Annotated in this window: 35 protein-coding genes; 1 reads left to right on the top strand and 34 read right to left on the bottom strand. The window is 68.3% G+C overall.

The annotated features are described in order from the left end of the window. Nucleotides 1–39 precede the first annotated feature (39 nt). The 20 genes from IOE58_RS00505 to rplN all read right to left on the bottom strand — a co-directional run bounded on the left by IOE58_RS00505 (nucleotide 40) and on the right by rplN (nucleotide 13,332). On the bottom strand, nucleotides 40–2,337 hold the full coding sequence (locus IOE58_RS00505) for an S-layer homology domain-containing protein (RefSeq protein ID WP_193864456.1): 2,298 nt from the start codon (nucleotides 2,335–2,337) through the stop codon (nucleotides 40–42). 299 nt (nucleotides 2,338–2,636) lie between these two features. Next, complete coding sequence (rplQ, locus tag IOE58_RS00500; RefSeq protein WP_193864455.1) at nucleotides 2,637–3,170, bottom strand: 50S ribosomal protein L17; 534 nt, start codon at nucleotides 3,168–3,170, stop codon at nucleotides 2,637–2,639. 27 nt (nucleotides 3,171–3,197) lie between these two features. Continuing rightward, nucleotides 3,198–4,193 carry a DNA-directed RNA polymerase subunit alpha gene (locus IOE58_RS00495; RefSeq protein ID WP_193864454.1) on the bottom strand — a complete coding sequence of 332 codons (996 nt, stop codon included), beginning with the start codon at nucleotides 4,191–4,193 and terminating at the stop codon, nucleotides 3,198–3,200. A 158-nt stretch (nucleotides 4,194–4,351) separates the two neighbouring features. Further along, entirely contained in the window at nucleotides 4,352–4,756 is a 405-nt protein-coding gene (rpsK, locus tag IOE58_RS00490) for a 30S ribosomal protein S11 (protein ID WP_193864453.1), read from the bottom strand. A 113-nt stretch (nucleotides 4,757–4,869) separates the two neighbouring features. Beyond that, nucleotides 4,870–5,244 (bottom strand): 30S ribosomal protein S13, encoded by a 375-nt coding sequence (gene rpsM, locus IOE58_RS00485; RefSeq protein WP_193864452.1) that lies wholly within the window; start codon nucleotides 5,242–5,244, stop codon nucleotides 4,870–4,872. A 208-nt stretch (nucleotides 5,245–5,452) separates the two neighbouring features. Then, complete coding sequence (gene rpmJ / locus IOE58_RS00480) at nucleotides 5,453–5,566, bottom strand: 50S ribosomal protein L36 (protein ID WP_010532506.1); 114 nt, start codon at nucleotides 5,564–5,566, stop codon at nucleotides 5,453–5,455. Between the two features lie 22 nt (nucleotides 5,567–5,588). Continuing rightward, on the bottom strand, nucleotides 5,589–5,810 hold the full coding sequence (gene infA / locus IOE58_RS00475; RefSeq protein WP_010532507.1) for a translation initiation factor IF-1: 222 nt from the start codon (nucleotides 5,808–5,810) through the stop codon (nucleotides 5,589–5,591). A gap of 265 nt (nucleotides 5,811–6,075) precedes the next feature. Next, complete coding sequence (map, locus tag IOE58_RS00470; RefSeq protein WP_193864451.1) at nucleotides 6,076–6,918, bottom strand: type I methionyl aminopeptidase; 843 nt, start codon at nucleotides 6,916–6,918, stop codon at nucleotides 6,076–6,078. Further along, nucleotides 6,915–7,535 carry an adenylate kinase gene (locus IOE58_RS00465; RefSeq protein WP_193864450.1) on the bottom strand — a complete coding sequence of 207 codons (621 nt, stop codon included), beginning with the start codon at nucleotides 7,533–7,535 and terminating at the stop codon, nucleotides 6,915–6,917. Before IOE58_RS00465 ends, map begins: the two co-directional genes overlap by 4 nt. After that, a complete protein-coding gene (gene secY, locus IOE58_RS00460; RefSeq protein WP_193864449.1) occupies nucleotides 7,532–8,836 on the bottom strand; it encodes a preprotein translocase subunit SecY in 1,305 nt (434 codons plus the stop codon). Before secY ends, IOE58_RS00465 begins: the two co-directional genes overlap by 4 nt. Before the next feature lie 164 nt (nucleotides 8,837–9,000). After that, nucleotides 9,001–9,477, bottom strand: coding sequence for a 50S ribosomal protein L15 (gene rplO / locus IOE58_RS00455; RefSeq protein ID WP_193864448.1), 477 nt, complete (start codon nucleotides 9,475–9,477; stop codon nucleotides 9,001–9,003). 2 nt (nucleotides 9,478–9,479) lie between these two features. After that, the gene (rpmD, locus tag IOE58_RS00450) at nucleotides 9,480–9,662 is read right to left on the bottom strand and encodes a 50S ribosomal protein L30 (RefSeq protein WP_311199662.1); all 183 of its coding nucleotides are present in this window, start codon (nucleotides 9,660–9,662) and stop codon (nucleotides 9,480–9,482) included. Further along, the gene (gene rpsE, locus IOE58_RS00445; RefSeq protein ID WP_193864447.1) at nucleotides 9,659–10,369 is read right to left on the bottom strand and encodes a 30S ribosomal protein S5; all 711 of its coding nucleotides are present in this window, start codon (nucleotides 10,367–10,369) and stop codon (nucleotides 9,659–9,661) included. Before rpsE ends, rpmD begins: the two co-directional genes overlap by 4 nt. A gap of 37 nt (nucleotides 10,370–10,406) precedes the next feature. Next, nucleotides 10,407–10,793, bottom strand: coding sequence for a 50S ribosomal protein L18 (gene rplR / locus IOE58_RS00440; RefSeq protein WP_193864446.1), 387 nt, complete (start codon nucleotides 10,791–10,793; stop codon nucleotides 10,407–10,409). A gap of 2 nt (nucleotides 10,794–10,795) precedes the next feature. Then, on the bottom strand, nucleotides 10,796–11,338 hold the full coding sequence (rplF, locus tag IOE58_RS00435) for a 50S ribosomal protein L6 (protein WP_193864445.1): 543 nt from the start codon (nucleotides 11,336–11,338) through the stop codon (nucleotides 10,796–10,798). A 19-nt stretch (nucleotides 11,339–11,357) separates the two neighbouring features. Beyond that, a complete protein-coding gene (rpsH, locus tag IOE58_RS00430; protein ID WP_193864444.1) occupies nucleotides 11,358–11,756 on the bottom strand; it encodes a 30S ribosomal protein S8 in 399 nt (132 codons plus the stop codon). 63 nt (nucleotides 11,757–11,819) lie between these two features. Continuing rightward, on the bottom strand, nucleotides 11,820–12,005 hold the full coding sequence (locus IOE58_RS00425) for a type Z 30S ribosomal protein S14 (RefSeq protein WP_010550318.1): 186 nt from the start codon (nucleotides 12,003–12,005) through the stop codon (nucleotides 11,820–11,822). A gap of 1 nt (nucleotide 12,006) precedes the next feature. After that, a complete protein-coding gene (gene rplE / locus IOE58_RS00420; protein WP_193864443.1) occupies nucleotides 12,007–12,576 on the bottom strand; it encodes a 50S ribosomal protein L5 in 570 nt (189 codons plus the stop codon). Next, nucleotides 12,576–12,962 carry a 50S ribosomal protein L24 gene (gene rplX, locus IOE58_RS00415; protein WP_228018422.1) on the bottom strand — a complete coding sequence of 129 codons (387 nt, stop codon included), beginning with the start codon at nucleotides 12,960–12,962 and terminating at the stop codon, nucleotides 12,576–12,578. The genes rplE and rplX overlap by 1 nt, the downstream gene beginning before the upstream one ends. 1 nt (nucleotide 12,963) lies before the next feature. After that, nucleotides 12,964–13,332, bottom strand: a complete 369-nt coding sequence (gene rplN / locus IOE58_RS00410) for a 50S ribosomal protein L14 (RefSeq protein ID WP_017824531.1) — start codon at nucleotides 13,330–13,332, stop codon at nucleotides 12,964–12,966. Between the two features lie 434 nt (nucleotides 13,333–13,766). On the opposite strand from rplN, the gene IOE58_RS00405 reads away from it, so the two are divergent. Then, nucleotides 13,767–14,210: a hypothetical protein gene (locus IOE58_RS00405; protein WP_193864442.1), complete on the top strand. Its 444-nt coding sequence runs from the start codon at nucleotides 13,767–13,769 to the stop codon at nucleotides 14,208–14,210. A gap of 100 nt (nucleotides 14,211–14,310) precedes the next feature. Here IOE58_RS00405 and rpsQ read toward each other — a convergent pair whose 3' ends face one another. The 14 genes from rpsQ to ngcE form a co-directional block, all read right to left on the bottom strand. Continuing rightward, the gene (gene rpsQ / locus IOE58_RS00400; protein ID WP_193864441.1) at nucleotides 14,311–14,646 is read right to left on the bottom strand and encodes a 30S ribosomal protein S17; all 336 of its coding nucleotides are present in this window, start codon (nucleotides 14,644–14,646) and stop codon (nucleotides 14,311–14,313) included. Nucleotides 14,647–14,668: 22 nt separating this feature from the next. Continuing rightward, a complete protein-coding gene (gene rpmC / locus IOE58_RS00395; RefSeq protein WP_193864440.1) occupies nucleotides 14,669–14,902 on the bottom strand; it encodes a 50S ribosomal protein L29 in 234 nt (77 codons plus the stop codon). Beyond that, complete coding sequence (gene rplP / locus IOE58_RS00390; RefSeq protein WP_193864439.1) at nucleotides 14,902–15,321, bottom strand: 50S ribosomal protein L16; 420 nt, start codon at nucleotides 15,319–15,321, stop codon at nucleotides 14,902–14,904. Before rplP ends, rpmC begins: the two co-directional genes overlap by 1 nt. A gap of 5 nt (nucleotides 15,322–15,326) precedes the next feature. Then, entirely contained in the window at nucleotides 15,327–16,160 is an 834-nt protein-coding gene (gene rpsC, locus IOE58_RS00385; RefSeq protein ID WP_193864437.1) for a 30S ribosomal protein S3, read from the bottom strand. Between the two features lie 9 nt (nucleotides 16,161–16,169). After that, nucleotides 16,170–16,523: a 50S ribosomal protein L22 gene (gene rplV, locus IOE58_RS00380; protein WP_017824525.1), complete on the bottom strand. Its 354-nt coding sequence runs from the start codon at nucleotides 16,521–16,523 to the stop codon at nucleotides 16,170–16,172. A gap of 52 nt (nucleotides 16,524–16,575) precedes the next feature. Beyond that, nucleotides 16,576–16,857, bottom strand: a complete 282-nt coding sequence (rpsS, locus tag IOE58_RS00375; RefSeq protein WP_193864436.1) for a 30S ribosomal protein S19 — start codon at nucleotides 16,855–16,857, stop codon at nucleotides 16,576–16,578. 18 nt (nucleotides 16,858–16,875) lie between these two features. Further along, nucleotides 16,876–17,712: a 50S ribosomal protein L2 gene (gene rplB / locus IOE58_RS00370; RefSeq protein ID WP_193864435.1), complete on the bottom strand. Its 837-nt coding sequence runs from the start codon at nucleotides 17,710–17,712 to the stop codon at nucleotides 16,876–16,878. 46 nt (nucleotides 17,713–17,758) lie between these two features. Then, complete coding sequence (gene rplW / locus IOE58_RS00365) at nucleotides 17,759–18,061, bottom strand: 50S ribosomal protein L23 (RefSeq protein WP_193864434.1); 303 nt, start codon at nucleotides 18,059–18,061, stop codon at nucleotides 17,759–17,761. Then, nucleotides 18,058–19,038, bottom strand: a complete 981-nt coding sequence (gene rplD, locus IOE58_RS00360) for a 50S ribosomal protein L4, sunset domain variant (RefSeq protein WP_193864433.1) — start codon at nucleotides 19,036–19,038, stop codon at nucleotides 18,058–18,060. The genes rplW and rplD overlap by 4 nt, the downstream gene beginning before the upstream one ends. Nucleotides 19,039–19,043: 5 nt before the next feature. Further along, nucleotides 19,044–19,724: a 50S ribosomal protein L3 gene (gene rplC / locus IOE58_RS00355; protein WP_193864432.1), complete on the bottom strand. Its 681-nt coding sequence runs from the start codon at nucleotides 19,722–19,724 to the stop codon at nucleotides 19,044–19,046. Between the two features lie 11 nt (nucleotides 19,725–19,735). Continuing rightward, nucleotides 19,736–20,044, bottom strand: a complete 309-nt coding sequence (rpsJ, locus tag IOE58_RS00350; RefSeq protein WP_010550334.1) for a 30S ribosomal protein S10 — start codon at nucleotides 20,042–20,044, stop codon at nucleotides 19,736–19,738. A 463-nt stretch (nucleotides 20,045–20,507) separates the two neighbouring features. Next, nucleotides 20,508–21,434, bottom strand: a complete 927-nt coding sequence (locus IOE58_RS00345) for a carbohydrate ABC transporter permease (RefSeq protein WP_193864430.1) — start codon at nucleotides 21,432–21,434, stop codon at nucleotides 20,508–20,510. Continuing rightward, entirely contained in the window at nucleotides 21,431–22,357 is a 927-nt protein-coding gene (locus tag IOE58_RS00340) for a carbohydrate ABC transporter permease (RefSeq protein WP_193864866.1), read from the bottom strand. The genes IOE58_RS00345 and IOE58_RS00340 overlap by 4 nt, the downstream gene beginning before the upstream one ends. A 92-nt stretch (nucleotides 22,358–22,449) precedes the next feature. After that, nucleotides 22,450–23,898, bottom strand: a complete 1,449-nt coding sequence (gene ngcE, locus IOE58_RS00335; RefSeq protein WP_193864429.1) for an N-acetylglucosamine/diacetylchitobiose ABC transporter substrate-binding protein — start codon at nucleotides 23,896–23,898, stop codon at nucleotides 22,450–22,452. Between the last annotated feature and the right edge of the window lie 161 nt (nucleotides 23,899–24,059).

Genomic DNA, 24,059 nt, shown 5'->3' with positions numbered 1-24,059 from the left:
TCGCACACCGCCCGCCGCGCCGGTCGGCTCAGGAAACCGTCAGCCGATCACACGCTGGAACCGTGTCAGCAGCGCTGCCAGCCGTTCGTGGTTCACCGCGTCACCGGGCTTGAACCAGCGGCCCCAGCCGGTCGAGATCTCGTTGTCCGCCATCCATGCGATCTCGGTGGCGTACTCCGAGGAACGGGAGACGTCCGAGAACGCGTAGGCCCGATCCGGTGACCAGCGTGAGCTTCCCGCAGCGCGATACAGGAGGCGAGAGAGTTCATCGCGGCGCACAGCCGCCGACGGGCGGAAAGTACCGTCCGCGTAGGGCTCCAGAATGCCCTGCGCATGAGCCCAGGTCACCGCCTTGTACTGCGCGTGACGCGGAGTGATATCGGTGAAGCGCGATCTCGAGGGCGGGGTGAAGCTCGGCGAACCCATCAGGCGGTACAGGAATGTCACCGCCTGGTTGCGGGTGGTCGCCTCTTTGCCCAGGAATCGACGACCCGACCAGCCGGGGATGATGCCCTGCTCACGCAGATCGTGGATCTCGACGAAGTAGCGGTGGCTCGTCGGGACATCCACGAAGTACGCGGACACGAACCGATTGCGGTAGTTCTCCCGTACCGCGACCCCGTTGTCGAAACGCTGGGTGTAGCGGCCGTCCGTGCTCACGTAGTCCGCTTCGGGTCGCCCCCAGCTGGGGTGCCAGCTGCGGCGGATGGAGTCGGTGGTCGTCGCGGCGCGCGCGGACAGGCCAGGCCCGGAGACCACGATGCCCTTGGACAGGCGCGTGATCGTGTAGTCCCCCTCCTTCTGCGCTGACATGAGGACTGTCCCCAGCACGGACTCACCACCGTGGCGCTGGAAGGCCCCGAGGTGGTAGCGCCATCCAGAGTCGATGCGGCTCTGGATCCCCCATCGCAGGCTGTCCATCTCGTTGTACAGCCCGTTCCCGGGGCATGCGGTGAGGTTGACGTCCCGGTGCCCGAAGAGCCGCGGCATGTTCACCTTCGTGCCGCGGGGCCAGCGGATCCCGTCCACGCCAACCGTCCAGGACGACGTCTCGTCGACCTTCGCCCGGAAGGTGGACAGCAATTTCCAGGAGGCGACGCGCATGATCGCCTCCCGCGCCTCGGAGCTCGCCCGGAGCGAGGAGTAGTCGCCCATCACGGAGATGCCGAAGCTGCCGGTGTTGAAGCCCAGCGCGTGGGCGCCGTTCACGTTGCGGGTCAGACCGCCCCGTCGGCCCTCGTAGATCGTTCCATAGCGGTCGATCAGCACGTTGTAGCCGATGTCCGCCCAGCCCAGCGTGCGCACGTGATAGTCGAAGATCCCGCGGATCTGCTGCGCGGCCTGCGAGGGCGAGTAGTTGTTGGTGCCGGCGGTGTGGTGCAGCACCACGGCCTTCAGCGCAGAGCTGGTGGAGCTGGAACGGGCGGCTCGCTCATCGGCGCCCCACTGGGCGCGGGTCACGATCCGCGGCGCCCCGGGGATACACAGGTCCCGCGGGACCAGGGACATCGGCACGATCGGCCCGAGGGCAGGCCGCGCGGTCCCTACTCCCCCGCCGCCCACGGTCGCGCCGCCGCCATCGGAGGGCGCCGGCGCATCCGCCGGGTCCTCACCTTCACCGGTCTCCTCGGCCGGGGCGGTCTCCTCGGTGAGGCGCTCCTGTGGCTCCTGAGAGGGCGTGGCCGCCTCGCCCTCGGCAGGAGGCTGCTCGCTGCGCTCCTGGGCTGCATCCTCCGCGGAGACAGCCCCCTCATCGAGCTCCAGCGGCGCCTGCTTAGGATCATCGGGGAAGTCGATGAGGTGGGCGTTCAGCGCCTCGGTGACATCCTCACCGTCGATCTCACCGATCACCTCCACCTCGGTGACATCGGCGAAGAACACCGGCTCGGTGCCGTTGGAGCGCACGCCGGTGTCCAGGTCCACAGCGACCTCGAGGTCATGCCAGGGGCTCCAGGCCCCATCCACCTGCAGGCCACGCACGGAGACGGTCGGCTCCACGCCGCCTTCCTCCCAGGTCACGCCCACCAGAGCGGCCGGATGCCCGACGATGTGGCGAGCCAGGCGGCCGTCGCGCTCGATATGCTCCGCCTCGCGCAGCGCGATGGTCGTGGTGCGCGGCTGGGCAGCCTGCGTGCCGGCTCCGGCGGCCGACGACGGCTGATCCTCCGCACCGCTGACCGGGGCACCCTCCTCACCATCGGCCAGGGCGGTGCCGCCGCCGATGACCACGGAGGAACCCACGAGGGCTGAGCCGGCGAGGAGGGAGCGGCGCCGCGGACGCAGATCCGGGGTGCGGCCGGATGCATCGGGCAGGGGACGGCGGAGGGAGGCGGACATCGCGGATCTCCTGGGGAAGCGGGGAAGCTACAGAGTGTCCACGGCACAGCGCGAACGCGTCCACCATAGGCACCAGATCTCGGGTGCTGGGCAACGATTGTGCAACAACCGTTCGAATCCCGGATGACCCACCCCACGTCGTCCCGCGTGGGGGTGAGGTCACCACACCCCATCAACCCGGCAGGACGACATCCCTTAGCGCCGCTGCCGCCGGCCCGCCGCGCATCCCCCGCACAGCATGAGGCCCCGGCACCATCCGGTGCCGGGGCCTCACGCGCAGCTGTCAGCAGCTCATCCGATCAGACCTCGGACTTCTGCTCCTCCGCAGTGTCCTCTGCCGGAGTCTCCTCCGCCGGGGTCTCCTCCGCAGTGGTCTCCTCGGCCGGGGTCTCCTCCGCGGGCTCAGCAGCGTCGGCCTTGGCCGCGTTCTTCGCCGCGCCCTCGGCCTCCTTCACCACGGCCTGCTTGGGCGAGTATGCCTCCTGGACCAGCTCGATCACGGCCATGGGAGCGTTGTCGCCCTTGCGCGGCGCGATCTTGGTGATGCGGGTGTAGCCACCGGGACGCTCGGCGAAGGTGGGGGCGATCTCCTCGAACAGGGTGTACACCACGCCCTTGTCGCGGATGGTGCGCATCACGCGGCGGCGAGCGGGAAGGTCGCCCTTCTTGGCGAAGGTCACCAGGCGCTCGGCCACCGGGCGCAGGCGCTTGGCACGCGACTCGGTGGTGGTGATGGCCTTGTGGCGGAACAGCTCGGTGGCGAGGTTGGCGAGGATCATCCGCTCGTGCGCGGGCGAACCCCCGAGGCGCGCTCCCTTGGTGGGTGCAGGCATGGTCGTTCTCCTAGAAAAAGATGAGGGTCAGTACTGGTCGCCGAAGTCGTCGGAGTAGGAGTCCAGAGCCGACGGGTCGAACCCGGCCGGGGAGTCCTTCAGCGACAGGCCGAGCTCGGCCAGCTTCGCCTTGACCTCGTCGATGGACTTCTGCCCGAAGTTGCGGATGTCGAGCAGGTCGGCCTCGGAGCGAGCGGTCAGCTCGCCGACCGTGTGCACGCCCTCGCGCATGAGGCAGTTGTACGACCGCACCGTCAGGTTGAGGTCGTTGATCGGCAGCGCGAGGTCGGCAGCGATCGCCTGATCAGTGGGCGAGGGGCCGATCTCGATGCCCTCCGCCTCCTGGTTCAGCTCGTGGGCCAGACCGAACAGCTCCACCAGGGTCTTGCCGGCCGAAGCCACGGCATCGCGCGGGGAGATGGCGGGCTTGGTCTCGACGTCGACGATCAGACGGTCGAAGTCGGTGCGCTGCTCGACACGGGTGGCCTCGACCTTGTAGGTCACCTTGAGCACCGGCGAGTAGATCGAGTCGATCGGCACGCGGCCGATCTCGCCGTCCGCCGACTTGTTCTGCGAGGCGGAGACGTAGCCGCGACCGCGCTCGACGATCAGCTCGATCTCCAGGCGGCCCTTGTCGTTCAGGGTCGCGATGTGCAGCTCGGGGTTGTGGATCTCCACGCCGGCGGGCGGGGTGATGTCGGCGGCGGTCACGCTGCCCTCCCCCTCCTTGCGCAGGTACATCACCACGGGCTCGTCGTTCTCCGAGGAGACCACGAGGTTCTTGATGTTGAGGATGATCTCGGTGACGTCCTCCTTGACCCCGGGGACGGTGCTGAACTCGTGCAGCACGCCGTCGATGCGGATCGAGGTGACCGCAGCACCGGGGATGGAGGACAGCAAGGTGCGACGCAGGGAGTTACCCAGCGTGTACCCGAAGCCGGGCTCGAGCGGCTCGATCACGAACCGGGAGCGGTTGTCCGACACGACCTCTTCGGTCAGCGTGGGGCGCTGTGCAATGAGCACTGTGAGTCCTTTCGGCGAGCGTCCGCCATATGACGCTCAGAAGGGGGCGAGGGGCGAGGTGAGTGGTCCAGGTGCGGCGACGGGCGGTCTCGGCGCCGGCGCCAGGGGGGTGACGCTCCGTCGGGCGGGGGCAGGACGGCCCGCCGCGAGAAGGAGCCTCAGACGCGGCGGCGCTTCGGCGGGCGGGTGCCGTTGTGCGGCTGCGGGGTGACGTCCTGGATGGACCCGACCTCGAGACCGGTCGCGGTGAGCGAGCGGATCGCGGTCTCACGGCCGGAGCCGGGGCCCTTCACGAACACGTCGACCTTCTTCAGGCCGTGCTCCTGCGCCCGGCGCGCGGCGGCCTCGGCGGCCATCTGCGCGGCGTACGGGGTGGACTTGCGCGAGCCCTTGAAGCCGACCTGGCCGGCGGAGGCCCACGAGATCACGGCACCGGTGGGGTCGGTGATCGAGACGATCGTGTTGTTGAAGGTGCTCTTGATGTGAGCCTGGCCGTTGACGACGTTCTTCTTGTCCTTGCGACGCGGCTTGCGCGACGCGGTCTGGCGGGTCTTGGTTGCCATGAGGCGGAACTCCTCAGTTCAGGTGATCGATGCGCCGGATCCCTCGGCGGCGCGAAGTGACTGCAGGTGTCGGTGGGGGCGGGACACGCTGTGCCCAGGGCAGGTGCCCTGGATCAGCGGGCCTTCTTCTTGCCGGCGACGGTGCGCTTGGGGCCCTTGCGAGTACGGGCGTTGGTCTTGGTGCGCTGACCGCGCACCGGCAGGCCGCGGCGGTGGCGCAGGCCCTCGTAGCTGCCGATCTCGACCTTGCGGCGGATGTCGGCGGCCACCTCGCGGCGCAGATCGCCCTCGATCCGGTAGTTCGCCTCGATGTGGTCGCGCAGCTTGACGAGCTCGTCGTCGCTCAGCTCCCGCACTCGCTTGTCGCCGGAGACGCCGGTCGCGGCCAGGGTCTCCTGGGCGCGGGTGCGGCCCACGCCGAAGATGTACGTCAGGGCGACCTCGAGGCGCTTCTCGCGCGGGAGGTCGACTCCAACCAGACGTGCCATGTGCAGTTCTCTCCTACTGTTCCGGAGGCCTGATCCGACACCTCGCAGGGGTTCTGCCCCCGGCGCCGCAGCCTCCGTCTGCGGGTGGCCGGCCGTGGCCGGTGGTGTCGACTCTTCTGTTGTGTGTGCCCGGTGTCCCGGGCGTGCCCCTCAGGGCTGCCGCATCGCGGCTGTCACGGCACAGGCCGGGACGAACGGATCGCCCCGCTCAGCCCTGGCGCTGCTTGTGACGGGGGTTCGAGCAGATGACCATGACGCGCGAATGGCGACGGATCACCTTGCAGTTGTCACAGATCGGCTTGACGCTCGGCTTGACCTTCATAGCTTCCTTCTCCCGGGACGATTCACTTGTAGCGGTAGACGATGCGGCCCCGGTCGAGGTCGTAGGGGCTCAGCTCGACGACCACACGGTCCTCGGGAAGGATGCGGATGTAGTGCTGGCGCATCTTCCCGGAGATGTGCGCGAGCACCTTGTGCCCGTTGTCGAGCTCGACGCGGAAGCGCGCGTTCGCGAGCGCCTCCGTGACCGTGCCCTCGACCTCGATCACGCCGTCCTTCTTGGCCATGCCTCCCCAATCTCTCGCACCGCTGTCACGGTGACCGAGTTCCGCATTCCTGGAACGCACACCTCGGACCCGCGCGGCGAGTACGGTGGTCTGCGATGGTGAGCCCGTCTGCGGCACACGAGCGCGGGTGCCCGCGACCGGGGTCGCCAGGGCGCTGCACATCGTCTGCAGCCGCGCTTCGCGTGCGCTCATCACGGAGCACACCCGATCGACCAGCCTACACGGTGCCTGCGGGATGAGCGAGGGGTGCCGAGGATGACCCCGGTCACGCGAGCAGGGGATCCGGTGCGGTGGTGATGCCGCGAGCGGCGAGCTCCTCGCGCCCGCCGTCGGCAGCGGTCAGCACCAGGATGCCGTGCTCGGTGACCGCGACGGAGTGCTCCCAGTGGGCGGCGCGGCCTCCCCCGGTGGCGCGCACGGTCCAGTCGTCGTCCTCGAGCTGCCAGTCGCCGGGGCCCTGGATCAGCATCGGTTCGATGGCCAGGCACATGCCGGGGCGCACCTTCGGTCCGCGGGAGCGGGTGCGGTAGTTCATCACGTCCGGCGGCTGGTGCATCGCGGAGCCGATGCCGTGGCCGCCGAAGTCCTCGAGGTGGGAGAGGGCATCCCCCGCCGCCGCATTCACGAAGTCCTCGATCGCGGCGCCGATGTCCCCCACCCGATCGGCGGTGGCCAGAGCCGCGATGCCGACCCACAGGGCTTCGCGGGTGATCCGCACCAGGTCCTCGTCGGCCTGTCGGCGCGGGGCGCCCACGATGTGGGTGCGGGCCGCATCGGAGTGCCAGCCCTCGATGATCAGACCGGCGTCTATGGAGACCACGTCGCCCTGCTCGAGCACCTGGTCGCCGGGGATGCCGTGCACCACCACGTCGTTGACGCTGATGCACAGCGAGGCCGGGAAGCCGTGGTAGCCCAGGAAGTTGGGCGTGGCGCCGTGCTCGCGGATCATCGTCTCGGCGCGGGCGTCCAGCTCACCGGTGGTGATCCCGGGGCGGATCGCCTCCTGCAGCATGTCGTGCACCTGCGACAGCAGCATCCCGCTGCGCCGCATCACGGCGATCTGCTCGGGTGTCTTCAGCTCCACCCGCTCCCGGCGCAGCATGCTCATCGGGAGGCGGGGGCTCCCAGGACGTCCAGCAGGGAGGCGGTGACCTCGTCGATCGAGGCCATGCCGTCCACGCGACGCACCAGGCCACGCTGCTCGTACACGTCGATCAGCGGGGCCGTCTGCTCGGCGTAGACCTCGAGGCGACGGCGGATGGTCTCCTCGGTGTCGTCGCTGCGGCCCTGCTCGGTCCCACGCGCCACCAGGCGCTCGACCACCGCGTCGTTGTCCACCTCGAGCAGCAGCACCGCGTCGAGCGCGGCGCCGAGGTCGGCCAGCACGGCATCGAGGGCGTCGACCTGGGGCAGGGTGCGGGGGTAGCCGTCCAGCAGGAACCCGCCGGTGGCGTCGTCCTCGGCCAGTCGCGAGCGCACCATGTCGTTGGTGACCGAGTCCGGCACGTACTCGCCCTTGTCCATGTAGGACTTCGCCAGCACGCCCAGCTCCGTCTGCCCGGAGACGTTGGCGCGGAAGATGTCGCCGGTGGAGATCGCGGGGATGTCGAGCGCCTCGGCGATGCGGGCGGCCTGGGTGCCCTTGCCCGCGCCGGGCGGGCCGACGATCAGCAGCCGGCTCGCGGCCGGGGCGTCGGCGTGGGAGGACTGTGCGGGGGTGGTCACCGGAGGATCCCTTCGTAGTGGTGCTGCTGGAGCTTCGCGTCGATCTGCTTCACGGTGTCCAGACCCACGCCGATCATGATCAGCACGGACACGCCGCCCAGCGGGAAGTCCTGCGAGGTGCCCAGGTAGACCATCGCGATCAGCGGCATCAGCGAGATCAGGGCGAGGTAGATGGCACCGGGGGTCTGGATCCGGTTGATCACGTAGGTGAGGAAGCGCTCGGTGGGCTTGCCGGCGCGCCCGTTGGGTATGAAGCCGCCGTACTTCTTCATGTTGTCGGCGATCTCCTCCGCGTTGAAGGTGATCGACACGTAGAAGAACGCGAAGAAGATGATCAGCGAGACGTACACCAGGGCGTAGACCCACGAGAAGGAGAAGCCCATCACCAGGTGCTCGTTGATCCACTGCACCCAGGCGGCGTTCGGGTCGCCGAAGGACGTGGCCATCTGGGGCAGGGCCAGGATGGAGGAGGCGAAGATGACGGGGATGACGCCGGCCTGATTGACCTTGATCGGGATGTAGGTGGAGGTGCCGCCGTACATGCGGCGGCCCACCATCCGCTTGGCGTACTGCACGGGGATGCGGCGCTGGGACTGCTCCACGAAGACGATGGCGATCATGACCACCAGCGCGACCAGGATGACCAGGGTGAAGGTCATCCAGCCCTGGGTCTGGAAGATGGTGCCCATCGCGGCGGGGAACGAGGCCGCGATCGAGGTGAAGATCAACAGCGACATGCCGTTGCCGATGCCGCGCTCGGTGATCATCTCGCCCATCCACATGATCAGCACGGTGCCCACCGTCATGGTCAGCACCATCAGCAGCAGAGTGGGGACGGACTGGTCCGGCACCAGCTCCAGGGCGCAGCCCACGAAGAAGTTCCCGGAGCGCACCAGGGTGATGATGGTCGTGGCCTGCAGCACGGCCAGGCCGATCGTGAGGTAGCGCGTGTACTGGGTGAGCTTGGCGGTGCCTGCCTGGCCCTCCTTGTGCAGGGCCTCGAAGCGCGGGATCACCACGCGCAGCAGCTGCACGATGATGGAGGCGGTGATGTACGGCATCACCCCCAGCGAGAAGATCGACAGCTGCATCAGCGCGCCGCCGGAGAACATGTTGACCATGCCCATCACGCCGGCGCCCTGACCCGTCATCGCCTGGTCGGCGCAGATCATCACGTTGGTGTACTCGAACCCCGGCGTGGGGACGAACACCCCGAGCCGGTAGATCGCGATCAGGCCGAGGGTGAAGAAGATCTTCGCCCTCAGCTCGGGGGTGCGCAGTGCGCGCACGAACGAGTTCACCAGATTCCTCCTGGAGGTCCGGGGACGCGGACCATCGGTCACGCCCGTCCTCTGCCTTGCGTGCGCCGGCGGCGCCCGGTGGCGTGCGGACCGGCCCCGACGAAACAGGGACGGGGCACCGCGGCACAGGCTATTCTGCGCCGCGGTGCCCCGTCAAAAGAGACTCACGCGGTGGTGACGGACCCACCCGCCGCGGTGATCTTCTGCTCCGCCGAGGCGGAGAACTTCTGTGCGGTGACGTCGAGCTTGACGCTCACATCACCGGTGCCCAGCACCTTGACGGGCTGGTTCTTGCGCACGGCGCCCTTGGCGACGAGGTCATCGACCGTGACGGCGCCGCCCTCGGGGAACAGCTCCTGCAGGGTCGCCAGGTTCACGACCTGGTACTCGACGCGGAAGGGGTTGGTGAAGCCGCGCAGCTTCGGCAGGCGCATGTGCAGCGGCATCTGGCCGCCCTCGAAGCGAGCTGGCACCTGGTAGCGGGCCTTGGTGCCCTTGGTGCCACGACCTGCGGTCTTGCCCTTGGATGCCTCACCACGACCCACGCGGGTGCGCGCGGTCTTGGCACCGGGCGCCGGGCGCAGGTCGTGCAGCTTGAGCAGGCTCTGCTCGGTGCTGTCGGCCTTGTTGTTCTCAGTCATTGTCAGTCCACCTCTTCGACCGTCACCAGGTGAGTGACGGCGCGGATCATGCCGCGGATCTCGGGGCGGTCCTCCTTCACCACGGTGTCACCGATGCGCTTGAGGCCGAGGCCGCGCAGGGTGGACCGCTGGGACTTGGTACCGCCGATGTCGGAACGGACCTGGGTCACCTTCAGCTGCATCACGCACCCACCTTCTCGGCGCGGGCCGCGGCGCGACCCTCTGCCTGAGCGCGCAGCAGGGCGGCCGGGGCGACCTCCTCGACGGACAGGCCGCGACGAGCGGCCACCGCCTCGGGCTCCTCGAGCTGCTTCAGGGCATCGACGGTGGCCCGCACGATGTTGATGGCGTTGGTCGAGCCGAGCGACTTGGACAGCACGTCCTGGACGCCCGCGCACTCGAGGACGGCGCGGACGGGGCCGCCCGCGATCACGCCGGTACCGGGAGCGGCGGGGCGCAGCAGGACGATGCCCGCGGCGTCCTCACCCTGGACCGGGTGCACGACGGTGCCCTGGATGCGGGGAACGCGGAAGAAGTTCTTCTTCGCCTCCTCGACACCCTTGGAGATCGCCGCCGGCACCTCCTTGGCCTTGCCGTAGCCGACACCGACGGTGCCGTCGCCGTCACCCACGACCACCAGGGCCGTGAAGGAGAAGCGCCGGCCGCCCTTGACGACCTTGGAGACGCGGTTGATGCTCACCACGCGCTCGAGGAACGCCGACTTCTCGGCGTCCTGGCCGCGACCGCGGCCCTCACCGCGGCGACCGCCGCGGTCGTCGCGGCGTCCGCCGCGCTGGTTGCGGTCCTCGGAGCCGGACTCCGGTCCGGTCCCGGTGTTCCCGCCCCGTCGGCCGGAGGCCGCGGGACCGTTGCTTCGCTGCTGTGCAGCCATGTTCAGATCCTCTTCTCGTCCTGTGTCCGGGGGGCGATCACAGCGCCAGGCCGGCCTCGCGGGCACCGTCGGCGACGGCGGCCACACGGCCGTGGTACTTGTTCCCGCCGCGGTCGAACACGACGGACTCGATGCCCGCTGCCTTCGCCCGCTCGGCGATCAGGGCGCCGACGGTGCGGGCCTTGTCCGACTTGGTGGCGGTGGTGCCGCGCAGATCGGCCTCCATGGTGGAGGCCGACGCCAGGGTGCGGCCCAGGGAGTCGTCGACCACCTGGACGAACACGTGGCGCTGCGAGCGGGTGACGACCAGGCGGGGACGCTCGGCCGTGCCCACGACGCGGCGACGCACGCGCAGGTGGCGGCGACCGCGGTAGCGCAGCTTGCTGCCACGCGCGCCCTTGGTGTGCTTGAGTGCGTAACCCATGATCACTTACCAGCCTTTCCGGCCTTGCGCAGCACGACCTCGTCCGCGTAGCGCACGCCCTTGCCCTTGTAGGGCTCGGGCTTGCGAATCTTGCGGATGTTCGCGGCGACCTCGCCCACCTGCTGCTTGCTGATGCCGCTGACCGAGAACTTGGTCGGCGACTCGACGGCGAAGGTGATGCCCTCGGGGGCCTTCACCACCACGGGGTGGGAGAAGCCGAGCGCGAACTCCAGGTCCGTGCCCTTCGCGGTCACGCGGTAACCGGTGCCCACGATCTCCAGCTTCTTGGTGAAGCCCTCGGTCACGCCGAGGACCATGTTGTTGATCAGAGTGCGGGTCAGGCCGTGCAGGGCCTTGTTCTCGCGCTCGTCGTCGGGGCGGCTCACCACGATGCTGCCGTCCTCGCCGCGCTCAGCGGTGATGGGGGCAGGGATCTCGTGCTGCAGCTCGCCCTTGGGGCCGGTCACGGTGACCAGGTTCCCCTCGATGCTCACGTTCTTGACAGAGGCCGGCACTGCGACCGGCAGGCGTCCGATGCGGGACATTGTGGTTCTCCTCCCCCGCTCACCAGATGTAGGCGAGGACTTCCCCACCCACACCCTTCTTGGCAGCCTGCTTGTCGGTCAGCAGACCGGAGGACGTGGACAGGATCGCCACGCCCAGGCCTCCCAGGACCTTGGGCAGGTTGGTGGACTTCGCGTACACGCGCAGACCCGGCTTCGAGATACGACGCACACCGGAGATGGCGCGCTCACGGCTGTCGGAGTACTTGAGCACGAGGATCAGGTTCTTGCCCACCTCGGCGTCTTCCTCACGCCAGTCGACGATGTATCCCTCGGACTTCAGGATGTCGGCGATACGGCTCTTCAACTTCGAATACGGCATGGACACGGTCTCGTGGTACGCCCCGGAGGCGTTACGGATCCGCGTCAGCATGTCCGCGATCGGGTCGGTCATGGTCATGTCGTCTGCTTCTTCCTCACCTGGTTTCCTCCGGCAGTGCCGCAGGACCTATGGCGATAGTGCTTACCAGCTGCTCTTCGTGACACCGGGCAGCTCGCCGCGGTGGGCCATCTCGCGAAGGCACACACGGCACAGCCCGAACTTGCGGTACACGGAGTGCGGACGCCCGCAGCGCTGGCACCGGGTGTAGGCGCGCACCGCGAACTTCGGCTTGCGCTCCGACTTCTTGATCAGGGCGGTCTTGGCCATATCAGTTCTCCTTGAAGGGGAAGCCGAGCAGCTTGAGCAGCGCGCGTCCCTCGTCGTCGGTCTTCGCGGTGGTGACGACCGTGATGTCCATGCCGCGGACGCGGTCGATCTTGTCCTGGTCGATCTCGTGGAACATGACCTGCTCGGTGAGACCGAAGGTGTAGTTGCCGTTGCCGTCGAAGTGCTTCGGGGACAGACCGCGGAAGTCACGGATACGCGGCAGGGCGGTGGACAGCAGGCGGTCCAGGAACTCCCACATGCGATCGCCGCGCAGGGTGACGTGCGCGCCGATCGGCATGCCCTCACGCAGCTTGAACTGCGCGATGGACTTGCGAGCCTTGGTGACCTGCGGCTTCTGGCCGGTGATGGCGGCCAGGTCCTTGATGGCGCCGTCGATGACCTTGGAGTCGCGAGCCGCGTCGCCGACGCCCATGTTCACGACGATCTTGGTCAGGCCCGGCACCAGCATCACGTTCTGGTAGCCGAACTGCTCGGTGAGCTGGCCCTTGATGGTCTCGCGGTACTGGGTCTTCAGGCGCGGGGTGGGCGCCTGGGTGGAAGTCTCGGTCATCAGATGTCCTTCCCGGAGCGCTTGGAGTACCGCACGCGGGTCTGCTTGGTGCGGCCGTTCTCCAGCTCGATGGTCTCGACGCGGAAGCCGACCTTGGTGGGCTTGTTGTCCTCCGGGTCGACCAGCGCCACGTTGGAGACGTGGATGGGGGCCTCGCGCTGCTCGATGCCGCCCGCACCGCCGGCCTGCGTGGGACGCAGGTGGTGGGTGCGACGGTTGACGCCCTCGACCAGCACGCGCTGGCTCTCGGGGAACACCTGCAGGACGCGGCCCTGCTTGCCCTTGTCGCCGGCCTTCAGGCCACGCTCGGCGGCCTTGTCGGCATCGCTGGTGCGACCGGTGATGACCTGGACCAGGTCACCCTTCTTGATCTTCATCTTTGCCATGTCACAGCACCTCCGGCGCCAGCGAGATGATCTTCATGAACCGCTTGTCGCGCAGCTCGCGACCGACGGGCCCGAAGATGCGGGTACCGCGGGGCTCGCCGTCGGTCTTGAGGATCACCGCGGCGTTCTCGTCGAAACGGATGTAGGAGCCGTCGCTGCGGCGACGCTCCTTGGTAGTACGCACGACGACCGCCTTGACGACGTCGCCCTTCTTCACATTGCCGCCGGGAATGGCGTCCTTGACGGTGGCCACGATGGTGTCGCCGATGCCGGCGTAACGGCGACCGGAGCCACCGAGAACGCGGATGCAGAGGATCTCCTTGGCACCCGTGTTGTCGGCGACCTTGAGTCGCGACTCCTGCTGAATCACTCCGTACTCCTGTCGTCTCGCCGGTTCTCGCTCCCCCGCACTGCGGAAGCGCCGAGCCTGGCGGAACGGATGGTGGACCGCTGCCCGCCGAGCCCCGAGAGGGGGTTCGTCGGCGCGGAGGGCGGGCATCAAAAAACCCTCCGTCGGACTCGGGCACATGCTCCGCGGGCCTCCGGATGAATCCGGCCGATCCGCGGGACGGTGCGAGGTCTCCGTCGGGGGATGGACGCTGCCGTCCGCAACCTCCTCGCTCCAGCCCGGACTCACCCGGACGGCAGCGCGGAAGCGCAACCCGACAAGCATACGGGGTCCGCCCCTCCCCGCGGAAGACCGGCGCCCGGCCGATCCCCTGTGTCCTTGCGCACGCAGCCGCCGGTCCGCGCCCGACGCGTACGCTGACGGTGCCACATCCGCTCAGAGAAGAGGTCAGGCCTGTGATCGACATCGACATCGCCCGGCGGCTGCGCGATGCCGGGTTGGCGTGGGAGCCCGCGGACGGCGACTGGTTCGTGGTGGACAACGAGCTGCTGCGGCAGGAGCCGTTCATGCTGTCCTCGATGGTGATCGAGCGCGGCATCAGCCGTCACGGGCAGAGCGTGTTCCGCTTCAACGGCACCACCGAATGGGCGCTGGACTCCGTGGAGCAGTACGAGGCGGTGTGGATCCCGCGCGAGGGCCAGCTGCGCGACGCCCTCGGGGACGCGTTCCGGGAGCTGCGCCGCGAGACGACCGTCGACGGCGAGGTGTACGTCGTGCAGCTCGACGGGAGCAGGCAGCCCGCCGAGGCCGACGGTCCTGATTCGCAGCGCGAGGTGCGCGCCCCCAGCGCGGAGGACGCCTACGCCGGGGCCCTCCTGGTGCTGCTGACTCACAGCTGAGGCCGGCCGGCGAGACAGCGCTGGGGCATGCGGAAGGGCCGGCCTCCCTGGGGAGACCGGCCCTTCTCAGGTCCCGGGTGCGGTCACAAGGACCGTCCGATCACTTGGCCCGCTCGATGACCTCGACCAGGCGCCACCGCTTGGTGGCGCTGAGCGGCCTGGTCTCCATGATGAGGACGCGATCGCCGATGCCGGCGGTGTTCTCCTCGTCATGGGCCTTGAACTTGTTGGTCTTGGTCATGACCTTGCCGTAGAGGGCGTGCTTCACGCGCTCCTCGACCTCGACCACGATGGTCTTGTCCATCTTGTCGGAGGTGACGTAGCCGCGCAGGGTCTTGCGGTACGGACGCTCGTGGGACGACGCGTGCGCACCCTCCTTGGCGAGCTCCTCCTGCTCGACGGCGGTCTCCTCGACCTGGGAGTCGTTCTTGTTCATCTCTCAGTTCCTCGCTTCGCGGTCACTCGGCGGCGCCGGGCGCCTGACGGATGCCCAGCTCGCGCTCGCGCAGGATCGTGTAGATCCGTGCGATGTCCTTCTTGACGGACCGGAGGCGGCCGGAGCTCTCCAGCTGGCCGGTCGCGGACTGGAAACGGAGCTTGAACAGCTCGTCCTTGGCCTTCGCCAGCTCCTCGGCCAGCTTGGCGTCGTCCAGCTTGTCGAGTGCATCGGCGGTGAGCTTGGTCGCTGCCATCAGATGTCACCACCCTCTCGGCTCAGGATGCGGCACTTCATGGGGAGCTTGTGCATCGCCAGGCGCAGGGCCTCACGTGCAACGTCCTCGGGGACACCGGCGACCTCGAACATGACGCGGCCCGGCTTGATGTTGGCGACCCACCACTCCACCGAGCCCTTGCCGGAGCCCATGCGGACCTCGGCAGGCTTCTTGGTGAGCGGTCGATCGGGGTAGATGTTGATGAACACCTTGCCGCCACGCTTCATGTAGCGGGTCATGGCGATACGCGCCGCCTCGATCTGACGGTTGGTGACGTAGGCCGGCGCGAGCGCCTGGATGCCGTAGTCGCCGAACGCCAGATCGGTGCCGCCCTTGGCCATGCCGCTGCGGGTGGGGTGGTGCTGCTTGCGATGCTTGGTCCTGCGGGGGATCAGCATGTCGCTCAGGCCTCCGTTCCGGACTGCTGTGCAGCCGCCTGCTCGCCGGCGGCCGGGGCAGAGGCCGCGGCCTGCTGCTCCCCACCCTCACGACGGGCGGCGTTGCGCTCGTTGCGACGCCCGCGCGGACGCTCGGCACGCGGGCCGCGGCCGCCGGAGCGGGGACCCTGCGAGGCGGCCTGCTGGGCCGCGAGCTCCTTGGCGGTGACGTCGCCCTTGTAGATCCACACCTTCACGCCGATGCGGCCGAAGGCGGTGCGGGCCTCGTAGAAGCCGTAGTCGATGTTCGCCCGCAGGGTGTGCAGAGGCACGCGTCCCTCGCGGTAGAACTCGCTGCGGCTCATCTCGGCGCCGCCCAGGCGGCCGGAGACGGCCACGCGGATGCCCTTGGCGCCGGCGCGCTGCGCGGACTGCATGCCCTTGCGCATCGCACGACGGAAGGACACACGGGCGGCGAGCTGCTCGGCGATGCCCTGGGCGACCAGCTGCGCATCGGCCTCGGGGTTCTTGACCTCGAGGATGTTCAGCTGGATCTGCTTGCCGGTGAGCTTCTCCAGCTCACCGCGCAGACGCTCGGCCTCCGCGCCGCGACGCCCGATGACGATGCCCGGGCGGGCGGTGTGGAGGTCGACGCGGACACGATCGCGGGTGCGCTCGATCTCGACCTTGGAGATGCCGGCACGCTCGAGCCCCTCGGACATGAGCTTGCGGATCGCGACGTCTTCCTTCACGTAGTCGCGGTACCGCTGCCCCTCCTTGGTGGAGTCGGCGAACCACCGGCTGCTGTGCTCCGTGGTGATCCCGAGTCGGAACCCGTTCGGATTGACCTTCTGGCCCACTGGGACTCCTTACTTCTTCACGGGAGCGACAACCACGGTGACGTGGCTGGTGCGCTTCTTGATCTGGAAGGCGCGACCCTGAGCACGCGGCTGGAACCGCTTCATGGTCGGACCCTCGTCGACATAGGCGGCGGAGACCACCAGGTCGCGCTCGTCGAAGCGCTCCCCGGACTGATCCGCCTTGACCCGGGCGTTGGCGATCGCGGACTCCACGAGCTTGAGGACGGGCTCGCTGGCGGCCTGCGGGGCGAACCGCAGGGTGTCCAGGGCCTCGGCCGTGCTCTTGCCACGAATCAGGTCCACAACGCGGCGAGCCTTCATGGGCGACATGCGGAGATGCCGCACCTGCGCCTTGGCTTCCATTGCTGTCCTGCTTTCTTCTGGATGTCGGGGCGTGCTGTCTGGCTGACCTGGGTCAGCGGCGGCGGCCCTTGCGGTCGTCCTTCTCGTGGCCCTTGAAAGTCCGCGTGGGAGCGAACTCGCCGAGCTTGTGGCCGACCATCGACTCGGTGATGAACACCGTGACGTGCTTGCGGCCGTCATGCACTGCGAAGGTGTGGCCGAGGAAGTCCGGGGTGATGACCGAACGACGCGACCAGGTCTTGATGACGTTCTTGGTGCCCTTCTCGTTCTGGGCGTCCACCTTCTTCTGCAGGTGGTCGTCGACGAACGGGCCCTTGGCGATACTGCGAGGCATGTCCTGTGGTTCTCCCTATCAGCGCTTCTTGCCGGTCCGACGACGGCGCACGATGAGCTTGTCGCTCTCCTTGCCCGGTCGACGGGTGCGGCCCTCGGGCTGACCCCAGGGCGACACCGGGTGGCGACCGCCGGAGGTACGGCCCTCGCCACCACCGTGCGGGTGATCGACCGGGTTCATGACGACGCCGCGCACGTGCGGGCGCTTGCCCTTCCAGCGCATGCGGCCGGCCTTGCCCCAGTTGATGTTGGACTGCTCCGCGTTGCCGACCTCACCGATGGTGGCGCGGCAGCGGGCATCCACGTTGCGGATCTCGCCGGAGGGCATGCGCAGCTGCGCGTACGGGCCCTCCTTGGCGACGACCTGCACCGACGAACCCGCGGAGCGGGCAATCTTGGCGCCGCCACCGGGACGCAGCTCGATGGCGTGCACCACGGTGCCCAGCGGGATGTTGCGCAGCGGCAGGTTGTTGCCGGGCTTGATGTCGGCGCCGGGACCGTTCTCGATCCAGTCGCCCTGACGCAGCTTCGCCGGGGCCAGGATGTAGCGCTTCTCGCCGTCGGTGTAGTGCAGCAGCGCGATGCGGGCGGTGCGGTTCGGGTCGTACTCGATGTGGGCGACCTTCGCGTTGATGCCGTCCTTGTCGGCACGACGGAAGTCGATCACACGGTAGGCCCGCTTGTGGCCGCCGCCGCGGTGACGCGAGGTGATCCGGCCGTTGCTGTTGCGGCCGCCGGTCTTGGACAGCGGACGCACCAGGGACTTCTCCGGCGTGTCGCGGGTGATCTCGACGAAGTCGGCGACGCTCGAGCCGCGACGGCCCGGCGTGGTCGGCTTGTGCTTGCGAATTGCCATGGTGGCTTTCCCTCAGACTCTCTTCGGCTCCTCGGTGACCGGTCGCTCAGGCGACCGATCCTCCGAAGATGTCGATGGCTCCGTCGGTCAGGGTGACGATGGCGCGCTTGGTGTCCTTGCGCTTGCCGGTGCCGAAGCGCGTGCGCCGCGACTTGCCCTGCCGGTTGATGGTGTTCACCGAGGCGACCTTGACGTCGAAGACGGTCTCGACGGCGATCTTGATCTCGGTCTTGTTGGCGCGGGCGTCAACCAGGAAGGTGTACTTGCCCTCGTCCATCAGCCCGTAGCTCTTCTCGGAGACCACCGGGGCCAGCAGGACGTCGCGGGGATCCTTGTTCAGCGAGGTCACTTCGAGTCCTCCTCGGCATCAGTGGAGTCCGTGGACGGCTTGGCGTTGACGAACCCGGCGGCCTCGGCGGCCTCCTCGCTCGCGAACCAGACCTCGGCCTTGGTGCGGTCGTACCACGGGGATTCCACGGTGTGGAACTTCATCGAACCCGCGTTGCCCTTGATGGTGAAGCCCTCGGGGGCGGAGCCGTCGGCCAGAGCGGCCGCGGATCCCTCACCGTAAGGGGCGTCGGCCGGTGCGTCGGCAGCCGGCTCGGGAGCGGGGGCCTCGGCGTCGATGGACGCCTCGGCGACGGCGGCGGCCGCGGCCCGCTTCTCGGCGAACGAGGAGGTGGGCAGCGACAGGGTCGCCATGGCCACGAAGTCCTCCAGGGCACCGGCGGTGAACACGACGTCGTCGCTGCGCATGACGTCGTAGGTGTTCAGCTGGTCCGCGTACAGGACGTGGGCGATGGGCAGGTTGCGCGAGCTCAGCGCGCCGAGGTCGTCGTCGCGACGCACGACCACCAGCAGGTGGCGACGATCCGAGACGAGGCCCAGGGTGCTGCGCACGGCCTTGGTCGAGGGGACCTCGCCCTCCAGGAGGGCGGAGACCACGTGGACGCGGCCGTTGCGGGCGCGATCGGAGAGGGCACCGCGCAGAGCGGCGGCCTTCATCTTCTTGGGCGTGCGCTGCGAGTAGTCGCGCGGGACGGGTCCGTGGACCACGCCGCCGCCGGCGAACTGCGGCGCGCGGATCGAGCCCTGACGGGCGCGGCCGGTGCCCTTCTGCTTCCACGGCTTCTTGCCGCCACCGGCGACCTCACCGCGGGTCTTGGTCTTGTGGGTGCCCTGACGAGCGGCCGCCTGCTGGGCGACGACCACCTGGTGGATCAGGGGGACGTTGGTCTGCACGTCGAAGATCGATGCGGGCAGCTCGACGGTGCCGGTCTTCTTGCCGGCCGGGTCGAGGACGTCGACGGTCAGGTTCTCTGCCATCGGGCTCAGGCCTCCTTCGCGGGGCTCTTGGCAGCCGAGCGGACCAGCACGATGCCGCCCTTGGGGCCGGGGACGGCACCCTTGACGAGCACGAGGCCCTTCTCGGCGTCGACCGCGTGAACGGTCAGGTTCTGGACACTGGTGCGGGCGCCGCCCATGCGGCCGGCCATGCGCTGGCCCTTGAACACGCGACCAGGGGTGGAGGCGCCGCCGATCGAACCCGGCTTGCGGTGGTTGCGGTGGGCACCGTGGGAGGCGCTCACACCGGCGAAGCCGTGACGCTTCATGACGCCCGCATGGCCCTTGCCCTTGGAGGTGCCGACCACGTCGACCTTCTGGCCGGCCTCGAAGATCGAGGCGTCGATCTCCTGGCCGACGGTGAAGTCAGCGGCATCGGTGGTGCGCAGCTCCACGAGATGGCGGCGCGGGGTCACGCCTGCCTTCTCGAAGTGGCCCCGGAGGGGCTTGGAGACCTTGCGCGGATCGATCTGCCCGTAGGCGATCTGCACGGCGTCGTACCCGTCGGTCTCGACGGACCGCACCTGGGTGACGACATTGGAGCCCGTCTGCACGACGGTCACGGGGACGAGCTTTCCGTTCTCGTCCCAGACCTGGGTCATGCCGAGCTTGGTGCCGAGCACGCCGGACACGGCGCGGGCACGCTGTCCCGTCAGTTCGTTGCTCATTTCGACCTGCCTCAGAGCTTGATCTCGATGTTGACGTCCGCCGGCAGATCGAGGCGCATCAGCGAGTCCACGGCCTTGGGCGTGGGATCGACGATGTCGATCAGCCGCTTGTGCGTGCGCATCTCGAAGTGCTCACGGGAGTCCTTGTACTTGTGCGGCGACCGGATCACGACGAACACGTTCTTCTCGGTCGGCAGCGGCACCGGGCCCACGACCGTCGCACCCGCGGAGGTCACCGTGTCGACGATCTTGCGCGCCGAGCTGTCGATCACCTCGTGGTCGTACGACTTGAGCCGGATGCGGATCTTCTGTCCCGCCATGGCGTCCTGTCTCTTTTCTTCCGTCTGGCATTGATGCGGCCTCCCCCGGTACCCGAGGACGGGCGTGTCGGCCTCCGCGGGGCGGTGAAGCCCAGCCTGCGGCCGCCGAGTTCCGGCTGCGTCTGCGTCTGTTTCCCTCGTGCGATGCGCGGTCGGTGCAGGGAGCATCGTTCGCATCCTCGGGACGGACCTCATCCGGTGATCATTCGCCGCCAGGCCCGCGAGCATCACGCTGTGGTGAAGGGTCGGATTCGTGCGGAGAACGGAACCGGGCATGTCGGCCCGCGCAGACAACTCGAACAGTCTGCCAGAGCGGTACGTCTCCTCACAAGGGCGGGCCGGGTGCGGCCCATCACACCGGACGTGCCCGGAGGCATCGAGCACCCATCCCGGCGCTCAGCAGAAGCGCACCGCTCGCATCATCGCACGGATGCGAGCGGTGCGCCCCCCGACACCCGGGTGTCTACTTGTCCGTGCTGGGACCCACGCCGCCCTGCAGCTGGCGCTGGAAGATCACGTAGACCACCAGCACCGGGATCACGGTGATCACCACCGAGGCGAACATGCCGCCCCAGTCCACGCGGTAGCCCTGCTGAGCCTGCAGGTTCACCAGACCCTGGGCGAGCACGTGGTTGCTGCGCTCGCGGTTCAGCACCAGCGGGAGCAGGAACTGGTTCCACAGGCCCAAGAAGTTGAAGATCGCGACCGAGGCCAGGCCGGGCTTGGCCATCGGGAGCATGATCTGGAAGAAGGTGCGGAAGTCGCCCGCCCCGTCGATCGCGGCGGCCTCACTGATCTCCTCCGGGAGGCCGGAGAAGAAGGCGTGCAGGAAGAACACGGTGAACGGCAGTGCGAACGCGACGTAGGAGAGGATCAGGCCCACCAGGCCGAGCCTCCCGTCGAGCAGCCCCATGTTGTTCAGCACGAAGAACAGCGGCACCACGGCCAGGAAGACCGGGAACGTGAGACCGGCGATCATCGAGAAGTAGATGAACCGGTTGCCGGGGAAGGGGAACCGAGCCAGCACGTACGCGCACATCGCGCCCAGCAGCATCACGATGATCAGCGCTGAGCCGACCACGATGATGGTGTTGAGGAAGTACTCACCGATCCGGGCCTCGGTCCAGGCGCGCGAGTAGTTGTTCCACTGCATCTGGGCGGGGGGCCCGAAGGGGTCGGTCTGGATCTCGGCGGAGGTCTTGAACGAGGTGTAGACCGTCCAGATCAGGGGCAGGATCACCAGCAGGGCCCATAGACCCAGCACCAGGTGATGGGTGAAGGTCATCCCGCCCTCACGCTTGGCCGCGGGACGATCACGACGGCCCCGGCCGCCGGTGACCTCGAAGGAGGAGGCCCCGCGCGCATCGAGCGAGGAATCGGTGGTGGTCATCGGTCTGCCTTCTTGGGCCGGATCAGGGTGATCACCACGACGGCGACCACCATGGTCACCAGCGCCATGATCACGCCCATGGCGCTGGCCTCACCGAAGCGGCCGTCGGAGAACGCCGTCTGGTAGAGGTGGAGTGAGACCACCTTGGTGCTGTTGTTCGTGCCCCCGTTCGGGGTCATCACGGACACGAAGGTGAAGGCGTCAAGAGCGAAGATGCCCATGTACACCAGCGCGGTGGAGACGCTGTCGCGCACCATCGGTGCGACGATCTGCACGGCGGTGCGGAAGCGGCCGGCGCCGTCGATGCGCGCGGCCTCCAGCACCTCCTGGCCGATGGACTTGATGGCGGCCACGAACAGCACCATGTAGAAGCCCACGAAGGTCCAGATGATCGCAAAGGCCACGGCTGCCAGGGCGTAGCGCTGGTCGCCGAGCCAGGCGGTGTTCACCGCGGGAATGAGCGAGCTGCCGGTGAAGCGGGTCAGCAGGTCGTGCGGGAGGTTCAGCAGGCCGTTCAGCAGACCGCCATTGGGGTGGTACACGAAGTTGAACAGGATGCCGGTGATCACTGCGGGGATCGCGTACGGGAAGAAGCTCACCACCCGGTAGAAGCCCGCGCCTCGCACACCGCGCACGCCCCCACGGGTGTCCCCGCCGATCGTCACCATCACCGCGAGCGCGAAGGCCAGGACGATGGTCACCGTGGGCAGGACCGCCAGCAGCACCAGGTTGTTGCGCAGCGACTTCCAGAACACCGGGTCGTTGAAGATGCGCTCATAGTTGCGAAGGCCGATGAACTCCATGGACGGCGACAGTCCCGACCAGTTCGTCAGCGAGTAGTAGAAGGACTGCACGAACGGCGAGACCACGAACAGGATGTACACGGCCAGCGGGAGCCCCAGGAACAGCAGGAAGAACAGCATCCTCTGCACCGTGGGCACCCGAGGTCGGCGGCGGCGAACGACCTTGTCAGCCGTCGCCGCCGCCTCACCGAGTCCGGAGACCGGAGCTGCTGTCACGAATCGACCTCGAACTTGGTCACGGCGTCGTCCTCGCGCACCCGGTCGATCATGGCCTGCTCCTGCTGGCGCAGGGTCGCAGCGTCGATGTCACCCTTCAGGAAGCTGGTCCAGCTGGTGATGGAGTCCGACCCCAGTCCGTACCAGTCCGAGAAGTTGTAGGTGAAGGTGTTGTCGCCGGCATCGGAGATCATTTTGTTGACCGAGGCCAGCGCGGTGGAGCCGAAGCCGTCCTCGGGCACGGTGTCCTTGACCACGGAGGGCGCCTTGGTGAGCTCGGCGAACTTCGCGCCCTGCTCCTTGGAGAGCATGATGCGCAGGAACTCGGCACCGCCGTTGGGGTTGTTGCCACCGGAGGGAACGAAGTACTGCTCCGCCGCGGTGCCGTGGAACGCCTCATGCGGCATCGAGCTGCCGTCCAGGGACGGCACCGGGGCGCCGGTCATGGCGTAACCCTCGGGGGTGACGTCGGCCTGCTCGTTCTCGATCCAGGAGCCGGAGGGGTAGAACACGGACTTGCCCTGCACCCAGCTGGTCTGGGCGTCGGTGTGCTTGATGCCCTCGCCGCCCGGCTCGAAGTAGCCGGCCGCCACCGCCTCGGCCATGGCGTCGTACGCCTGGACGATGGCGTCCTGCTCGAACGCGCCCTCCTCGAGCTTGTCGATCTTCTTGAGGACCTCGGGACCACCGAACTTGGCGGCCATCGACAGGGCCATCTCCTGATAGTAGTTCGAGGCGTTCTGGCCGCCGTAGGAGAACAGGTAGCGCCCCTCACCCTTGACGGTCTCGCCGAGGGCCATGAGCTCCTCCCAGGTCTGCGGGACGGACCAGCCCTTCTCCTCGAACTCCTTGGCGGAGTACCACAGTGCGAACACCGTATACACGTAGTTCATGCCCAGGAACTTGCCGCTGAACATGCCGGGCGAGGTGACGCCGGGAAGGAGGTTCTCCTCCACCGTGCCCTCGCCGTCCACCATCGGGGCGGCGAGCAGGTCGCCCAGGTCCTGCAGCTGCTGGACCAGGCCGTCGATCGCGAGCTTCTGAGCACCGGAGTTGTCGAACACGTCCGGCGGGTTGCCACCGGCGAAGCGGGGCTGCAGGTCCGGCTGGATGTTGACCGTGCCCGCGACCTCGACGTCGGCGTCGGGGTACATCTCCTTGTACTGCTCACCGGCGGACTCGGCATAGGCAATGCCGTAGCCGCCATCAAAGATCACGGCCTCGACGGGCGCGGCGGCGTCCACACCCAGCGGGTTGTCCTCGGAGGCGTTCTCGCCGGCGAGGGAACCTCCGCCATCCGACTCGTCGTCACCGCCGCCACCGCCGCCTCCGGCGCAGGCTGCCAGGGTTGCCGCCGAGGCACCGGCACCGGCAAGGGCGAGGAAGCTGCGGCGGGATGCACCGAGACGCTCCAGCGGCGTCATCGAAGTGGTCTGCTCGTCCATGAGTCCTTCTTTCGTCTTTGAAATGCGCGATGCGCTGTCGGCGCCGGACACACGGTGAGCACCAGCTGCTCGCCGTCGCGCCGCCTACGCCCAGGGTAACGCCCGCACTGCGCGATGTTGCATGAATGCGCCGCCGAACGATCACGACTTCGTAACTCCCT

It is taken from the genome of Brachybacterium epidermidis (genome assembly GCF_015209585.1).
In the GTDB taxonomy this organism is placed as follows: domain Bacteria; phylum Actinomycetota; class Actinomycetes; order Actinomycetales; family Dermabacteraceae; genus Brachybacterium; species Brachybacterium epidermidis.
Note: the sequence above shows the minus strand (reverse complement) of the source record. Positions and strands in the feature narration are given on the sequence as shown.

Coding starts and splice junctions, on each gene's coding strand:
- IOE58_RS00505 (WP_193864456.1), bottom strand. CDS start 2,337: ATGTCCGCCTCCCTCCGCCGTCCCCTGCCCGATGCATCCGGCCGCACC.
- rplQ (WP_193864455.1), bottom strand. CDS start 3,170: ATGCCTGCACCCACCAAGGGAGCGCGCCTCGGGGGTTCGCCCGCGCAC.
- rpsK (WP_193864453.1), bottom strand. CDS start 4,756: ATGGCAACCAAGACCCGCCAGACCGCGTCGCGCAAGCCGCGTCGCAAG.
- rpsM (WP_193864452.1), bottom strand. CDS start 5,244: ATGGCACGTCTGGTTGGAGTCGACCTCCCGCGCGAGAAGCGCCTCGAG.
- rpmJ (WP_010532506.1), bottom strand. CDS start 5,566: ATGAAGGTCAAGCCGAGCGTCAAGCCGATCTGTGACAACTGCAAGGTG.
- infA (WP_010532507.1), bottom strand. CDS start 5,810: ATGGCCAAGAAGGACGGCGTGATCGAGGTCGAGGGCACGGTCACGGAG.
- map (WP_193864451.1), bottom strand. CDS start 6,918: ATGAGCATGCTGCGCCGGGAGCGGGTGGAGCTGAAGACACCCGAGCAG.
- rplO (WP_193864448.1), bottom strand. CDS start 9,477: ATGACTGAGAACAACAAGGCCGACAGCACCGAGCAGAGCCTGCTCAAG.
- rpsE (WP_193864447.1), bottom strand. CDS start 10,369: ATGGCTGCACAGCAGCGAAGCAACGGTCCCGCGGCCTCCGGCCGACGG.
- rplR (WP_193864446.1), bottom strand. CDS start 10,793: ATGGGTTACGCACTCAAGCACACCAAGGGCGCGCGTGGCAGCAAGCTG.
- rplF (WP_193864445.1), bottom strand. CDS start 11,338: ATGTCCCGCATCGGACGCCTGCCGGTCGCAGTGCCGGCCTCTGTCAAG.
- rpsH (WP_193864444.1), bottom strand. CDS start 11,756: ATGACCATGACCGACCCGATCGCGGACATGCTGACGCGGATCCGTAAC.
- IOE58_RS00425 (WP_010550318.1), bottom strand. CDS start 12,005: ATGGCCAAGACCGCCCTGATCAAGAAGTCGGAGCGCAAGCCGAAGTTC.
- rplE (WP_193864443.1), bottom strand. CDS start 12,576: ATGACCGAGACTTCCACCCAGGCGCCCACCCCGCGCCTGAAGACCCAG.
- rplX (WP_228018422.1), bottom strand. CDS start 12,962: ATGGCAAAGATGAAGATCAAGAAGGGTGACCTGGTCCAGGTCATCACC.
- rpsQ (WP_193864441.1), bottom strand. CDS start 14,646: ATGAACAAGAACGACTCCCAGGTCGAGGAGACCGCCGTCGAGCAGGAG.
- rpmC (WP_193864440.1), bottom strand. CDS start 14,902: ATGGCAGCGACCAAGCTCACCGCCGATGCACTCGACAAGCTGGACGAC.
- rplP (WP_193864439.1), bottom strand. CDS start 15,321: ATGCTGATCCCCCGCAGGACCAAGCATCGCAAGCAGCACCACCCCACC.
- rplV (WP_017824525.1), bottom strand. CDS start 16,523: ATGGAAGCCAAGGCGCAGGTGCGGCATCTCCGCATGTCGCCCATGAAG.
- rpsS (WP_193864436.1), bottom strand. CDS start 16,857: ATGCCTCGCAGTATCGCCAAGGGCCCGTTCGTCGACGACCACCTGCAG.
- rplB (WP_193864435.1), bottom strand. CDS start 17,712: ATGGCAATTCGCAAGCACAAGCCGACCACGCCGGGCCGTCGCGGCTCG.
- rplD (WP_193864433.1), bottom strand. CDS start 19,038: ATGGCAGAGAACCTGACCGTCGACGTCCTCGACCCGGCCGGCAAGAAG.
- rplC (WP_193864432.1), bottom strand. CDS start 19,724: ATGAGCAACGAACTGACGGGACAGCGTGCCCGCGCCGTGTCCGGCGTG.
- rpsJ (WP_010550334.1), bottom strand. CDS start 20,044: ATGGCGGGACAGAAGATCCGCATCCGGCTCAAGTCGTACGACCACGAG.
- IOE58_RS00345 (WP_193864430.1), bottom strand. CDS start 21,434: ATGACCACCACCGATTCCTCGCTCGATGCGCGCGGGGCCTCCTCCTTC.
- IOE58_RS00340 (WP_193864866.1), bottom strand. CDS start 22,357: ATGCTGTTCTTCCTGCTGTTCCTGGGGCTCCCGCTGGCCGTGTACATC.
- ngcE (WP_193864429.1), bottom strand. CDS start 23,898: ATGGACGAGCAGACCACTTCGATGACGCCGCTGGAGCGTCTCGGTGCA.